General features: G+C 69.5%; 13 protein-coding genes. 10 read left to right on the top strand and 3 right to left on the bottom strand.

What is annotated here, in order from left to right; genetic code table 11:
* Positions 1 to 24 precede the first annotated feature (24 nt).
* Positions 25 to 933 (top strand): peptidoglycan-binding protein, encoded by a 909-nt coding sequence (locus BHS09_RS02900; RefSeq protein WP_140797097.1) that lies wholly within the window; start codon positions 25 to 27, stop codon positions 931 to 933.
* A 14-nt stretch (positions 934 to 947) separates the two neighbouring features.
* Positions 948 to 1,193: a hypothetical protein gene (locus tag BHS09_RS02895; RefSeq protein WP_140787007.1), complete on the top strand. Its 246-nt coding sequence runs from the start codon at positions 948 to 950 to the stop codon at positions 1,191 to 1,193.
* A gap of 53 nt (positions 1,194 to 1,246) precedes the next feature.
* On the opposite strand, the gene ettA is transcribed toward BHS09_RS02895, so the two are convergent.
* The 3 genes from ettA to BHS09_RS02880 all read right to left on the bottom strand — a co-directional run bounded on the left by ettA (position 1,247) and on the right by BHS09_RS02880 (position 4,000).
* On the bottom strand, positions 1,247 to 2,926 hold the full coding sequence (ettA, locus tag BHS09_RS02890) for an energy-dependent translational throttle protein EttA (RefSeq protein WP_140787005.1): 1,680 nt from the start codon (positions 2,924 to 2,926) through the stop codon (positions 1,247 to 1,249).
* A gap of 232 nt (positions 2,927 to 3,158) precedes the next feature.
* Positions 3,159 to 3,491: a DUF2834 domain-containing protein gene (locus tag BHS09_RS02885; RefSeq protein ID WP_140787003.1), complete on the bottom strand. Its 333-nt coding sequence runs from the start codon at positions 3,489 to 3,491 to the stop codon at positions 3,159 to 3,161.
* Positions 3,492 to 3,535: 44 nt separating this feature from the next.
* Positions 3,536 to 4,000 (bottom strand): 2,4'-dihydroxyacetophenone dioxygenase family protein, encoded by a 465-nt coding sequence (locus tag BHS09_RS02880; protein WP_140797096.1) that lies wholly within the window; start codon positions 3,998 to 4,000, stop codon positions 3,536 to 3,538.
* 103 nt (positions 4,001 to 4,103) lie between these two features.
* On the opposite strand from BHS09_RS02880, the gene pdxR reads away from it, so the two are divergent.
* From pdxR to BHS09_RS02840, 8 genes are all read left to right on the top strand, one after another.
* Positions 4,104 to 5,531 carry a MocR-like pyridoxine biosynthesis transcription factor PdxR gene (pdxR, locus tag BHS09_RS02875; RefSeq protein WP_140797095.1) on the top strand — a complete coding sequence of 476 codons (1,428 nt, stop codon included), beginning with the start codon at positions 4,104 to 4,106 and terminating at the stop codon, positions 5,529 to 5,531.
* Between the two features lie 107 nt (positions 5,532 to 5,638).
* Entirely contained in the window at positions 5,639 to 6,469 is an 831-nt protein-coding gene (locus tag BHS09_RS02870; protein WP_140797094.1) for a metallophosphoesterase, read from the top strand.
* Positions 6,470 to 6,592: 123 nt separating this feature from the next.
* A complete protein-coding gene (locus tag BHS09_RS02865; protein ID WP_140786996.1) occupies positions 6,593 to 7,525 on the top strand; it encodes an ABC transporter ATP-binding protein in 933 nt (310 codons plus the stop codon).
* A gap of 24 nt (positions 7,526 to 7,549) precedes the next feature.
* Positions 7,550 to 8,296, top strand: coding sequence for an ABC transporter permease (locus tag BHS09_RS02860; protein ID WP_174258622.1), 747 nt, complete (start codon positions 7,550 to 7,552; stop codon positions 8,294 to 8,296).
* A gap of 178 nt (positions 8,297 to 8,474) precedes the next feature.
* On the top strand, positions 8,475 to 10,088 hold the full coding sequence (locus BHS09_RS02855; protein ID WP_237080161.1) for a serine/threonine protein kinase: 1,614 nt from the start codon (positions 8,475 to 8,477) through the stop codon (positions 10,086 to 10,088).
* Positions 10,089 to 10,183: 95 nt separating this feature from the next.
* On the top strand, positions 10,184 to 11,407 hold the full coding sequence (locus tag BHS09_RS02850; RefSeq protein ID WP_237080160.1) for a hypothetical protein: 1,224 nt from the start codon (positions 10,184 to 10,186) through the stop codon (positions 11,405 to 11,407).
* Between the two features lie 14 nt (positions 11,408 to 11,421).
* Positions 11,422 to 12,396 carry a HEAT repeat domain-containing protein gene (locus tag BHS09_RS02845; RefSeq protein ID WP_140797091.1) on the top strand — a complete coding sequence of 325 codons (975 nt, stop codon included), beginning with the start codon at positions 11,422 to 11,424 and terminating at the stop codon, positions 12,394 to 12,396.
* Between the two features lie 27 nt (positions 12,397 to 12,423).
* Entirely contained in the window at positions 12,424 to 12,954 is a 531-nt protein-coding gene (locus BHS09_RS02840; protein ID WP_140786987.1) for a hypothetical protein, read from the top strand.
* The last annotated feature ends 49 nt before the right edge of the window (positions 12,955 to 13,003 follow it).

Below are 13,003 nucleotides of genomic sequence, written 5' to 3'. Positions count from 1 at the left end.
TTCTTTTAAGGGAAGAGTCCCCCCATGGTAGCCATTGCCCGCTCCTCCGCGGCTGCGTCCAGCAGCACGTCCCGTTCTGCCTCGCCCACGCTGCGCAGTGGCGCGCGCGGCGCGGCCGTGACGCAACTCCAGAACAAGCTCAGGGCCGCGGGCTTCAACCCAGGCGCCGCGGATGGCGTGTTCGGTCCGAAGACACAGGCGGCGGTGCAGTCCTTCCAGCGTGCGCGTGGGCTCCAGGTGGACGGCATCGTCGGGCCCAAGACGTGGAGCGCGCTCAACTCCGCGGGCGGTACGGGCGGCTCGGGCCCCACGCTGCGCAATGGCGCGCGGGGCGAGCCGGTGCGTGCGCTCCAGCAGCGGCTCAACGTGCTGGGCTTCAAGTCGGGCACGGCGGACGGCGCGTTCGGTCCGAAGACGCTGTCCGCGGTGAAGGCCTTCCAGCAGTCCCGCGGTCTGGTGGCGGACGGCATCGTCGGTCCCAAGACGTGGGACAAGCTGGGCATCAACGTGCAGGGCCCCGTCACCAACCCGGGCGGAGGCGGTGGCGGACGCGTCGTCACGGGCTATGTGAACGGGCAGCCTCGGCAGATTTCGCTCTCGTCGGTCCCGAACGGCAAGGAGATGCGCTCGGACGCGGCGGCGGCGTACAACCGCATGTACGCGGCGGCGCGCGCGCAGGGCATCACCCTGAAGGTGAACAGCGGCTTCCGCAGCATGGGGGAGCAGGAAGCTCTGTACCGCGCGTACAAGAACGGCACCGGCAACCTGGCCGCGCCTCCGGGCTACTCCAACCACCAGGGCGGCATCGCGGTGGACGTCAACACGGGCGGCACTGGCACCTCGACGTACCGGTGGATGGCCAACAACGCGAAGAACTTCGGCTTCGTGCGCACCGTCCCGTCCGAGCCCTGGCACTGGGAGTACCGGCCCTGACTCAGGAGAGAGACATGAAGAAGCTGCTCATGGCGTTCGCGGTGCTGGCGGTTCCCGCGGGGGTTGTCGTCGGCGGCCTGGGGTACACGCCCGTCGCCGAGGCCGAGTCGCTCAACCAGGCCTGCACGTACACGTACTACAACGACGAGGCGCTCACGGAGTACGTGATGACGCTGCACTGCTCCTGCGCGAACCCGGATTGCTACAACACCGAGGACGTGACGCCGTTCTACACGGTGGACTGCATCCACAGCTGCTGAAGCACCGTGGAGCCACCGCACCTCACGGTACGGTGGCTCCGGGCTGCAGCAGCTCAGCTCTTCGTAATCGGCCGGTAGCGGATGCGGTGCGGCTCCAGGGCCTCGGGGCCTAGGCGCTTCTTCTTGTCCGCCTCGTAGTCCTCGAAGTTGCCCTCGAAGAAGAACGCCTTGCTGTCGCCCTCGAACGCGAGGATGTGCGTGGCGATGCGGTCGAGGAACCAGCGGTCGTGGCTGATGACCACCGCGCAACCCGCGAAGCTCAGCAGCGCGTCCTCCAGGCTCCGCAGCGTCTCCACGTCCAGGTCGTTGGTGGGCTCGTCGAGCAGCAGCAGGTTGCCGCCGCTCTTGAGCATCTTCGCCAGGTGCGTGCGGTTGCGCTCACCGCCGGACAGGTCCTTCACCCGCTTCTGCTGGTCCTGCCCCTTGAAGGCGAAGCCCGCCAGGTACGCGCGGCTGGGCACCTGCCCGGCCTTGCCCAGGTCCAGGTGGTCCAGCCCTCCGCTCACCTCCTGGAACACCGTGTTGTCGCCGTCCAGCGCGTCGCGGCTCTGGTCCACGTAGGCCAGCTTCACCGTCTCGCCGATGCGCAGCTCGCCCGCGTCCGGCGACTCCACGCCCGTCATCATCCGGAACAGCGTCGTCTTGCCCGCGCCGTTGGGACCGATGACGCCCACGATGCCACCCGGCGGCAGCTTGAAGCTCAGGTCGTCGATGAGCAGCCGGTCGCCGTAGGCCTTGCGCAGCCCCTTGGCTTCGATGACGAGCCCGCCCAGCGGCGGCCCGGGCGGAATGATGACCTCGCCCGTCGCGTCGCGCTTGTCCTGCGTCTGGTTGAGCAGTTCCTCGTAGGCCGCGATGCGCGCCTTGCTCTTGGCCTGACGGGCCTTCGGGGAGGCACGCACCCACTCCAGCTCGCGCTTGAGCGTCTTCTGGCGGTGGCTCTCCGACTTCTCCTCCAGCTCCAGGCGCTTCTGCTTCTGCTCCAGCCAGCTGGAGTAGTTGCCCTTCCAGGGCACACCCTCGCCGCGGTCCAGCTCCAGAATCCACTCGGCCGCGTTGTCCAGGAAATACCGGTCGTGGGTGATGCAGACGATGGTGCCCTTGTACTCCTTGAGCGCCTGCTCCAGCCACGCGACGCTCTCCGCGTCCAGGTGGTTGGTGGGCTCGTCCAGCAGGAGCAGGTCCGGCTTCTCCAGCAGGATGCGGCACAGCGCCACGCGGCGCTTCTCACCACCGGACAGCTTCGTCACGTCCGCGTCGCCCGGCGGCAGGCGCAGCGCGTCCATGGCCATTTCAATCGTGCGGTCCAACTCCCAGCCATTCACCGCGTCGATGGCGTCCTGCAGCCGGCCCTGCTCGGCCAGCAGCTTCTCCATCTCCGCGTCGCTCATGGGCTCGGCGAACTTCGCGCTGACCTCGTTGAAGCGGTCCAGCGTGGCGCGAATCTCCTTCAGACCCAGCTCGACGTTGCCCTTCACGTCGAGCGAGGCGTCGAGCTGCGGCTCCTGCGCCAGGTAGCCGACCTTGGCGCTGGGGTCTGGCTTGGCGACCCCGAAGAACTCCGTGTCCACGCCCGCCATGATGCGCAGCAGCGTCGACTTACCGGAGCCGTTGGGGCCAATGACGCCAATCTTCGCGCCGGGGAAGAACGAGAGGTAGATGCCCTTGAGGATCTCCTTGCCGTTCTTGACCTTGCGCAGGTCCTGCATCGTGAAGATGAAATTCTGGGCCATCTGGGCCTTCCTGCTTAAGGTGGAGTGAGGGGCTCTGCGGATACCAGGGTGCAACAGCGCACTCAAGGCGAGAGCGTCCCCCAACCCCGTGGGGCTCGAACGACCGGCCCCGACAGGTGGGGGCAGCCCGGAACAAGCCGTCGCCCCTTGGCCCGCCCCGCAGGCGTGGAAAAGCGAACGGTGCCGCCAGGAGCCCCCTCTGGGCCTGCTCCATGACGGCATCCATCTTCTTTCAATCCCTCTTGAACGCGCCGGCATCGAGCGCGAAGTACAGGAACAGCGGCAGGCCCGCCGAAACGCCGGCCCCCAGGGTGAGGCCGGTGACGAAGAGGGCCTGATTCCGCTGGATGAACCTGCCGGAGTACGCGGCCACCAGCAACACGACCGCGGACACCACGACGTCCAGCCATGCAAACGCGCTGATGCGATTGGCCGCGGCCTGCGCGACGAACAGTGGAACATCCAGCCCGTGCTCCACGACGAAGGGCACGAAGGCCGCGTAGGGGATGGCCACTCCCGCCACGGTCAGGGCCAGGAGCACGGACTTGAGGTGCCGGGTCTTCACCGCGTCAGCATAACAAGCGTGCCTTCACACCATGCCGTCGGGGCTCACTCGAGTGTGGCCATGAACGGCGCGCTGTTCGCCTCGCACCAGCGGCGGTAGGTCTGGAGCCGGTCCTCGGACGTGACGCGCTTGGAGACCTGGCCATCCTCCGTCAGGTACTCGATGGCCCCGCGCACGGTGATCAGCAGGACGACCGGCGCGTCGCCCGTCACCCGCCAGCTGTCGACATTGCCGGGCGGCTCGTAGACGTAGCCACCGGGGCCAATCACCTCCCCCGTGTCGAGCAGCTCGCGAGTCCCGGAGAGGTTGAAGCCGTGCACCTCGCCGGTGTGGCGGTGCCGGGGAATGACGGTGCCGGGCTCCAAGCGGAAGAGGTACATCCAGCCGGAGCCATCCCGGAAGAAACGAAGCGGCTTGAAGGAGAGGCCCGCGGGGCCCATGGGAATCCAGGGCATGCGCTCAGGGTCGACCGGGCGCGAGGACGCAGAGGACAAGGACGTGTCGTTCATGATGGCTCCTGTGAAGAAACGCCGTCACCTTGCGCCCTCACTGGCCCGCCCACCGGGCCAGAATTGACGAATCTCACTGGGCCAAACTAGAGGGGCTCCTGGCATGGACCTTCACGTCGACCTCCAGGACCGCAGAGACGTCGCGGGGCAGATCTACCGAGGGCTGCGCGCGCGGATTCTCGACGGGCGGCTGCGGGACGGTGAGCAGGTTCCTCCATCGCGTGAGCTGGCCCAGCGGCTGGGCGTCTCGCGCAACACGGTGGGCGTAGCCTACGAATGGCTGGCCGCCGAGGGCCTGCTCGTGGGCCGAGGCCGCGCGGGCAGCTTCGTCCAGAACGCGCCCCGGGAACAATGTGCGCGCGCGGCGGCGACGCGCGGTGTGAAGCTGCGTCCGCGCGCCGTCTGGAGCGAGCTGCACGTCCCTCCACCCGCCGAGCCGCCAGCGCCGTATGACTTCCGCGTCGGCACCCCCGACGCCGCGTTGTTCCCGTTCGAAACCTGGCATCGGCTGCTCGCGCGGCACCTGCGCGCCGCCGTGATGACGGCAGCCTACGCGGACCCGGCCGGCCACCCCGAGCTGCGCGAGGCCGTGGCACGCCACGTGGGCGTCTCCCGAGGCGTTCGTGCCGAAGCGTCGGACGTGCTCATCACGCATGGAGCGCAGCAGGCGCTAGACCTCGCGGGCCGGGTGCTGCTGGAGCCCGGAGACCGCGTCGCCGTGGAGGAACCCGGCTACCCGCCCGCACGGCTCCTGTTCCAGTCACTCGGAGCCCGCGTGGTTCCGGTGCCAGTCGACGAGGAGGGGCTCGACATGCAGGCGCTGCCGGACGACACGCGCCTCGTCTACGTCACGCCGTCCCACCAGTTCCCGCTGGGCATCGTGATGTCGCCCGCGCGCCGCAGGGCCCTGCTCGACTGGGCCCGGCGGCGCGACGCGGTGGTCATCGAGGACGACTACGACAGCGAGTTCCGCTTCGGCGGCCGGCCCTTGGAGACGTTGCACAGCCTGGACCGTTCGGGCCGAGTCCTCTACGTGGGCTCGTTCTCCAAGGTGCTGCTCCCCGCGCTGCGATTGGGATTCCTCGTCGCGCCGCCCTCGCTCCAACGAGAGCTCCGGCTGGCGAAGCAGGTGACGGACTGGCACAGCCAGCTTCCCGCGCAGGCGGCGCTCGCGCGCTTCATCGACACGGGAGCACTGGCCCGGCACCTGCGAAAGACGCGGCGCGAGTACGAGCAACGGCACACGCGGCTGTCGGAGAAACTCCGCCACCACTTTGGAGACGCCTTTGAGCAACTGCCATCCGTCGCGGGCCTGCACCTGTGCGTCGCCTTCACGCGAGGCGGCGCCCGGTTGGAGCGGGAGCTCACACGACGGGCCCGTGACGCGGGCATCGGCATCGAAGAACTCTCTCGCTACTTCGCCGGGACGCCCACCCGCCATGGCTGGGTGCTGGGCTACGGCGGCGTGACAGTAGACCGCATCGACGAAGGCCTCAGGCGCCTGCGAACGCGGCTCGCCGGAGCCCTCTAAGGCCACCCGCACACGAACCACCCGTCAGTCCCAAAGCACCGCCCCCGTCCTCGCCCGCGATTGCAGCCTGAACCTCCTGGTCCGCTGCCCCCAGAACGGAAACCGCCATGTCCTCCTCCCAGACGTTCTTCTTCGCCGTGGTGGGCGACGTCCACGGGCACATGCACCGGATGGTGAGTCACCTCACTGCCTGGGAGGAACGCAGCCGAAGGCCGCTCGACTTCGTGCTCCAGGTGGGCGACTTCGAGCCCCACCGTCACGACGCCGACCTGGTCACCATGGCCGCACCCATGAAGCACAGGCACCTGGGGGACTTCGAGGCCTACCACCAGCGACGGCGCCGCTTCCCCTGGCCCGTCTACTTCATCGGCGGCAACCACGAGCCCTACGGTCACCTCGACCTGTACCCCGAGGGCTTCGAGCTGGCGCCGCACTGCCACTACCTGGGCCGGAGCGGCGTGGTGGAGTTGAACGGCCTCCGCGTGGCGGGCCTGTCTGGCATCCACCGCGAAGCCACCTTCTGCAAGTCCCGCCCGCCGCTGGCCTCGATGGGCGACGTGTCCAACAAGGACTTCACCTTCTTCAACGAACAGGACGTCGAGCGAGTCCTGGCGCTCGGGCGCGCGGACGTACTCCTGCTGCATGACTGGCCCTCCGGCATCATCCCGCCCGAGGAGGCCGCCGACTTCCAGGGACAGCGCCGCAGCGCGAGCCACGACCTCGTCGGCAACGCGTACGCGCGGCTCCTGGTGGACGCGCTCCAGCCCCGGCTGGTCCTCTGTGGCCACCTGCACCGGCCCTACGCCGGCACCGTCCAGCACCCCGGCGGCCAGCGTTCGCTCGTGCGGTGCCTCGCCAGCGTGGAGCAGGGCGCGGATGCGTTCGCGGTCTTCCAGTGCCGCGAGGGCACGCTCCAGGAAGTCGCCATGCGGGAATGACACCGGGTGGACAACGCGACGCGCCACCCTGCCCGACTTGCGATAGCGAGTCGCCAGGGACGGACACCGCGCCCGCACACAAGGCGAGCGCCGCGCGACCGGAGGTGTTACAGGAAGCGCGCCATGTCCGTCCCCGCCCTCGAACTCCAGGGACTCTCCAAGCGTTACGGAGAGTTCACGGCACTTCACACCGTGGACCTCGCCATCCGTCCCGGTGAAATCTTCGCCTTGCTGGGCCCCAACGGCGCGGGCAAGACGACGATGATTGGCAGCGTCTGCGGCCTGGTGAAGAAGTCCTCCGGCAGCATCCGCGTCTTCGGCAAGGACCTGGACCAGGACCCGGTGGGTCCGCGCTACGACATCGGGCTCGTGCCGCAGGAAATCAACTTCGACCCCTTCTTCACCGTGGCCGAATCGCTGCGCATCCAGCTGGGCTTCTACGGCCGCCCCGCGGATGACGCGCGCATCGACGAGGTGCTCACCGCCCTCAACCTGCACGCGAAGAAGGACGCGTACACGCGCGCGCTGTCCGGTGGCATGAAGCGCCGGCTGCTCATCGCCAAGGCGCTGGTGCACAAGCCCCGCCTCGTGTTCCTCGACGAGCCCACCGCGGGCGTGGACGTGGAGCTGCGCCGCGACTTGTGGACCTACGTGCGCAAGCTCGCCTCGGAGGGCACCACCATCGTCCTCACCACGCACTACCTGGAAGAGGCCGAGGAGCTGGCCGACCGCGTGGGCATCATCAACGAGGGCCGCCTCCTCATGGTGGAGGACAAGGCCACCCTGCTGCGCCGCTTCGGCGAGCGCCGCGTCATCATCACTTTCGAGCAGCCGCAGCCGGGCCTGTCCGAGGCCGGCAAGCGCTTCACCGCCCGCCTCAGCGAGGACGGCCGCACCCTCACCTACGTGGAGCGCGATGGCTGCGCCCCGTCCGGCGAGCTGCTCCGCGCCCTCTACGCCGAAGGGCAGCTCATCTCCGACGTGGAGACGCGCCGCTCTCGCATGGAAGACGTGCTCATCGAAATCCTCCGTGGCCGCCCACAGCAGGCCGCCTGAGCCCTCATCATGAACGTCCTTGGGATGAAGACCCTTCTGGCGAAGGAGGTCCGGCGCTTCATGCGCGTGCCGGGGCAAACCGTCCTGTCGCCCCTCATCAGCACCACGCTGTATTTCATCGTCTTCGGCGTCTCCATGTCCAACCGCGTCCAGACGGTGGAGGGCCTGCCGTACCTGCACTTCATCGTGCCGGGGCTCGTCTTCCTCGGCATCGCGAACAACGCCTTCCTCAACAGCTCCTCGTCGCTGTTCATCACCAAGATTCAGGGCACCGTGGTGGACTTGCTGGTGGCCCCGCTGGGGCCCGGTGAGTTGATGGCGGGCTTCATCGGCGGCGCCATGGTGCGCGGGCTCGCGGTGGGTCTGCTCACCTGGGCCGTGGCCACCTTCTTCACCGGCTTCAGCCTGGAGCACGCGGGAGTGGCCGCGTACTTCCTCATCCTGTCGTCCTACGTCTTCAGTGTGCTGGGCATGCTCGCCGCGGTGTGGGCGGAGAAGTTCGAGCAGATCAACTTCTTCCCCACCTTCGTCATGCTGCCCCTCACCTTCCTGGGCGGCGTCTTCTATTCCGTGCGCGAGCTGCCCGCGCCCTGGAACACCGTCAGCCTCTTCAACCCCATGGTCTACATGGTGGAAGGGCTGCGCTACGGCATGCTCGGCCGCAGCATCTATTCGCCCCTGGGCGGCGGGAGCATCCTCTTCGCCGTCGCCGTGGTGGCCACCGCGCTCACCTACGCCGTCCTGCGCTCCGGCTACAAAATGAAAGCCTGACTCACCCCGGAAAGCCGGGCAGGCCGTTCACGCCTGCCTGCCTGCTCGTTCCCAACCCTGTGGGGTAATTCGCGACTGAGCAATTCCCACGAGGTAAGAAAGAGCGATATCCTGGCGGGCACACATGGCTGTGCCATTCGGTAAGTACGAGCTACTACGCAAGATTGCCTCTGGGGGAATGGGTCAGGTGTTTCTGGCCCGCGAACATGGGACGGGGTTCGAGCGACTTGTCGTCCTCAAGCTCATCCTTCCCCACCTCGCGGAGGATGATGAGTTCCTCTCCATGTTCCTGGACGAGGCGGGGCTCGTAGCGCGCCTGACGCACCCCAACCTCATCACCATCCTCGACCTGACAGAGATTGAGGGCCGCCACTGCCTGGCGATGGAGTACGTGCAGGGCGACGACGTGCGCCGCCTGGACAAGACGTCCCGCGCGCAAGGCAAGACGCTGCCGGTGGGACTCATCCTCCGCATCATCGCGGACGCGGCCGCCGGGCTCGACTACGCGCACCAGGCGCGTGACGCCCAGGGCAAGCCGCTGCGGCTGGTGCACCGCGACGTGTCGCCGCAAAACATCCTGGTCGGCTTCGACGGCGGGGTGAAGGTCATCGACTTCGGCGTGGCGAAGGCGGCCACCAGCAGCCAGAACACGGCCACCGGCGTCCTCAAGGGCAAGTACCCGTACATGTCCCCGGAGCAGGCCAGCGGGCTCTCCATCGACGCGCGCAGTGACTTGTTCGCGCTGGGCGTCGTCATGTGGGAGCTGCTCACCGGCAAGCGCCTCTTCAAGGGCGAGTCGGACATGATGACGCTGCGGCTGGTGAAGGACTGCCAGGTGCCACGGCCGTCGCAGCTCAACCCGCGCCTGCCACCGGGCCTGGACGAAGTGGTGCTCAAGGCGCTGGCGCCCTCGCCGGACCAGCGCTACCCGGACTGCGGCGCCTTCCGGCTGGCGCTGGAGGACTACGCGCTCAACCTGCGGCTGCCCTCCAGCAGCGCGCACCTGGCCGCCTTCCTGCGGGAGCTCTACGCGGACCGCATCGCCCATGAGACGGACCCGGCGAAGCTGGACCAGCTCGCGGAGGACGCGGACCTGGACTCGCGCTCCAACTCGTCGCTCAGCGGCGTGCCGGGGCTGCTGGGCCCCGCGGGGCGCTCCTCCGCGTCGCGGGCCATGCGCGGCTCCCCCCATGGCGCCGTCCCCGGGACGCGCTCGCGGCACGCCGCCGCCGCGCCGCAGCCGAAGGAGCAGACGCGAGGCACCGCGCCCCTGGCCCGTCAGCAACCGGAGCCGGCCCGGCGCATCCCCTGGCTCCCGGTGGCCACGGCGGGGCTGGGCCTGCTCATCGCGGGCGCGGGCATCGTCTTCTTCCGTTCGCCCGCGGACGCCACCCCGGTCCGTCCGCCGGTGGAAGTGGCCGTGCCGCACCAGCCGGAAGTCGCGCCTGAAGTGCAGCCGCCTCCACACGTGGACCCCGAGCCGGCGCGCCACGTGAAGCTGCCCGTCATCACCGAGCCCCCTGGAGCCCGGGTGAGCGTCAACGGCGAGGAGCGCGGCGAGACACCGCTGCGCCTGGAGCTGGAGGCCGGAGCCGCCCCGGTGTCGGTGACGCTGGCCCTCAACGGCTACGAGCCCGTGACACGGCAGGTGTCCGCCACGGACGAGGAGCTGCGCCTGGAGCTGCGGCGCGCCGGAGGCGGCAAGTCCAGTCCGAGCACGCCGGCCGCCGGGACGAAGCGGCCCGCCAATCCCGGCCAGGGCGGCGGCCTGGGCATCAAGACGGGCCGCTGAGCCTCGCGCGGGAAAATCCGCGCGAAATGATTTTCTGAGACGGCGCGCGCGCTGGGCCCTCAGGGGGATTGGACCCCCTCACAGGCCCAGGCGCCATGACTCCAGAATCCATCCACCGTTCCGCCGCCCCCGCTCCGGGCGCTCCGGGCCGTCGCGTGCCCAAGGCGCTGGCGTGGCTCGCGGGCGCGGCCTTGCTCGTGGGAGGCGTGGCGCTGCTGTCGTCGCGTGGCGGCGATGGCGAGCCGTCCGATGCCGAAGCCGGCGGCACCGCCGCGGCGTCCCAGAAGGCCACATCCGGCGGGAGAGGCCACGACGGGCGCGCGGGCGCGGGTGGGACGCACGACGAAGAGCCGCCGCCCCCTCGCTTCGACGAGGCCGTGTGCTGGCGCGAGCTGGAGCGCTTCGACGCGGCGGTGACGCTGGAGAACTTCCGCGCGTGGGCCGCGCCGCTGCTCGCGTCGGGGGATTCGCTGGTCGCGGACTACCTGGCGGAGCGCCTGACGGAGCTGATTGGCCAGGACCCGGGCCGAGCGAGCCAGGTGCTGTCCTGGGCGCGCACCGCGGGGCCCGACGAGTTCGACGTCCTCCTGACGGCGCTGCGTGGCTCGGAGGCGGTGCACCACGCCCAGGTGGCCACCCAGCTGCTGGCGCAGGGCATGGACGCCACGCTCGACGGCGGACGGCGCGCGGGCATCCTGTCCGCGCTGGACACGCAGAAGCGCTTCGAGCCGGCGGCGCTGGACACCCTGACGGCCTTCGCGAAGGACCCCGTCTCCGGCGAGGCAGGCTGGGCCGCCACGCGCACCATCGCCCGCGTCATGAAGCGCGACTTCGAGGCGAAGGGCAACGCCGCGCCCTACATGGACGCGCTGCTCGCCATCGGCACCGAGTCCCCCGACGAGCAGATTCGCTACCTGGCGCTGTCCACGCCCATGCACGCCACGCCCGTGCTGGATGAGCACACCCGCGCGCGGTACGCGAAGGTGCTCACGCAGGAGGGCAGCCCGGACGGACGCGAGGCCGCCGCCCACAACCTCTCCATCTCCGGAGACAACCAGCAGGTGCTGGAGCTGTTCGCCCAGGCCTTCGCCCGGGAGCAGGAGACGTGCGTGCGGTGGGCCCTCTTCCGCTTCGCCGCGCGCGCATCCGGCCGCGAGGCCCTGCCCGTCATGGCCAACATGGCGATGGCCGACCCGCGCTTCCAGCCCATCTACCAGATTTTCGAACAGCTCTACGCGAGCGGGCTCCACGACTTCGTCCGGCTCTGGAACAGCCTGCCCGACCAGGACCCCTTCGGCTGTCTCGTCGGTCACGACTGAGCACGGGAGCTTCCATGAAACGCCTCTGCCTACTGCTCACGCTGCCCCTCTTCCCCCTGCTGTCCGCCAACGCGCACGCGGCCTCCGCCGACGCGCGGCCCGCGCTCCGGGCCAGCACCTGCTCCGTGCGCGGGCTGATGGATGACATCCGCCGCGGACTGGGCTCCGGCTCACCGTCCTACCAGCGCTACCTGCGCACCCTGCTGCGCGAGGCCGCCGTCACGCTGCCGGACGCTGAGCTTCGCGACGCCTTCGCGCGGGAGCCGGACCCCGTCATGGCCGAACACCTGGCGGCGGCGCTGGTGGCCCGCGCGGAACGTGAAGCGGACACCCAGGCCATGGACGTGGTGGCACAGCGCGCGCTGCACGACGCGGACCCGTCCGTGCGCGCCGCCACCCTGCGGGCGATGCGGCGCACCGGCGCGCTGGAGCGCACCGGCGATTTGTACGAGCGCATGGTGCGGGACGAGTCGCCCCAGGTGCGGCAGGAGGCGGCGACCAACCTCATCGAGGACAACGCACACGTGTACGCCGGCCAGTACGGCCCGGCGGCCGACACGGCGGTGACGGCCGCGGTGGCCTCCACGGACCCGGCGGTGACGGCGCGCATCCTGGACAACCTCTCCACGGAGAAAATCAGCGCCGAGTCCGCGGACCGCATCACGCCCTTGCTGCGCAGCGACGACGCGAGCGTGCGCAAGGCCGCCGTCAACGCGCTGGGCGGCGTCCCGGCGGAGCAGATGCAAGGCGCCCGCGAGTCCCTGCTCGCCATGTACCGCGAGGAGACGGACGACGGCGTGCGCAAGGCGCTGCTCCAGAGCGTCGCGCAGCTCGGCTTCGAGGGCGCGATTCCCGACCTCCAACGCCTGCGCGCCATGGACCCGCGCCTGGCGCGGGAGGCCGACGCGTGGATTCAGGTTCTCGGCATGGGCCTTCAGGAGTGGAGCCTGCTCCTGAGGGAGAAGCAGCGGTTGCAGCAGGCTCCGTGACAGGCAGTCCATTGAAAGGAACACCTCATGCGTAGCAGCACCTGGAAGAACTCCCTGGCCGCGCTGGCCGCGCTGGCGCTCATCCCCGCGTCCGTGACGGCGCACACCGTCAAGGGCACCCACACCGGCTCGGTGACGGCCCTGACCAACTACAGCAGCGGCAAGTTCCACGGCGCGGTGGACATCGGCGCGGGCGGCCGTTGCAACTACTGGGGCGCGGAGACGGGCGTGGTGGGCTCGCTCTACTGGGCGGTGACCATCCGCACCACCGGCGTCGTCTGCAACGGCAACGGTAGCGGCAACCAGAACGAGGCCCGCCACGCCTGGGCGAGCGGCTGGACGTTCCGTCAGTGGCACTTCATCAAGACGGCGGACTCCCGCAACCGCACGTGTGACCGCTGCCAGGTGGGCAACATCGGCGGCACCGGAAACTCCTCCGGCCCCCACGCGCACCTCCAGCAGGACAAGCTGGGGACGAAGGACACGTCCTGGTACAAGGGCTACGTCAGCGTGGGCACCGCCGTCACGCGCGCGAAGACCATCGGCGTTCTGGACTGACGCACGGGCCCACCTGGGCCGCCAGGAGGCCCGGACACGTCCCCCATCG

This window comes from Myxococcus xanthus, from assembly GCF_006402735.1.
Classification (GTDB): domain Bacteria; phylum Myxococcota; class Myxococcia; order Myxococcales; family Myxococcaceae; genus Myxococcus; species Myxococcus xanthus_A.
This window is presented reverse-complemented; position numbering and strand designations above follow the sequence as displayed.

Bases quoted from the DNA above. Each gene is read 5' to 3' on its own strand.
- BHS09_RS02900 (WP_140797097.1), top strand. From the start codon at position 25: ATGGTAGCCATTGCCCGCTCCTCCGCGGCTGCGTCCAGCAGCACGTCC.
- BHS09_RS02895 (WP_140787007.1), top strand. From the start codon at position 948: ATGAAGAAGCTGCTCATGGCGTTCGCGGTGCTGGCGGTTCCCGCGGGG.
- ettA (WP_140787005.1), bottom strand. From the start codon at position 2,926: ATGGCCCAGAATTTCATCTTCACGATGCAGGACCTGCGCAAGGTCAAG.
- BHS09_RS02880 (WP_140797096.1), bottom strand. From the start codon at position 4,000: ATGAACGACACGTCCTTGTCCTCTGCGTCCTCGCGCCCGGTCGACCCT.
- pdxR (WP_140797095.1), top strand. From the start codon at position 4,104: ATGGACCTTCACGTCGACCTCCAGGACCGCAGAGACGTCGCGGGGCAG.
- BHS09_RS02870 (WP_140797094.1), top strand. From the start codon at position 5,639: ATGTCCTCCTCCCAGACGTTCTTCTTCGCCGTGGTGGGCGACGTCCAC.
- BHS09_RS02865 (WP_140786996.1), top strand. From the start codon at position 6,593: ATGTCCGTCCCCGCCCTCGAACTCCAGGGACTCTCCAAGCGTTACGGA.
- BHS09_RS02860 (WP_174258622.1), top strand. From the start codon at position 7,550: ATGAAGACCCTTCTGGCGAAGGAGGTCCGGCGCTTCATGCGCGTGCCG.
- BHS09_RS02855 (WP_237080161.1), top strand. From the start codon at position 8,475: ATGGGTCAGGTGTTTCTGGCCCGCGAACATGGGACGGGGTTCGAGCGA.
- BHS09_RS02850 (WP_237080160.1), top strand. From the start codon at position 10,184: ATGACTCCAGAATCCATCCACCGTTCCGCCGCCCCCGCTCCGGGCGCT.
- BHS09_RS02845 (WP_140797091.1), top strand. From the start codon at position 11,422: ATGAAACGCCTCTGCCTACTGCTCACGCTGCCCCTCTTCCCCCTGCTG.
- BHS09_RS02840 (WP_140786987.1), top strand. From the start codon at position 12,424: ATGCGTAGCAGCACCTGGAAGAACTCCCTGGCCGCGCTGGCCGCGCTG.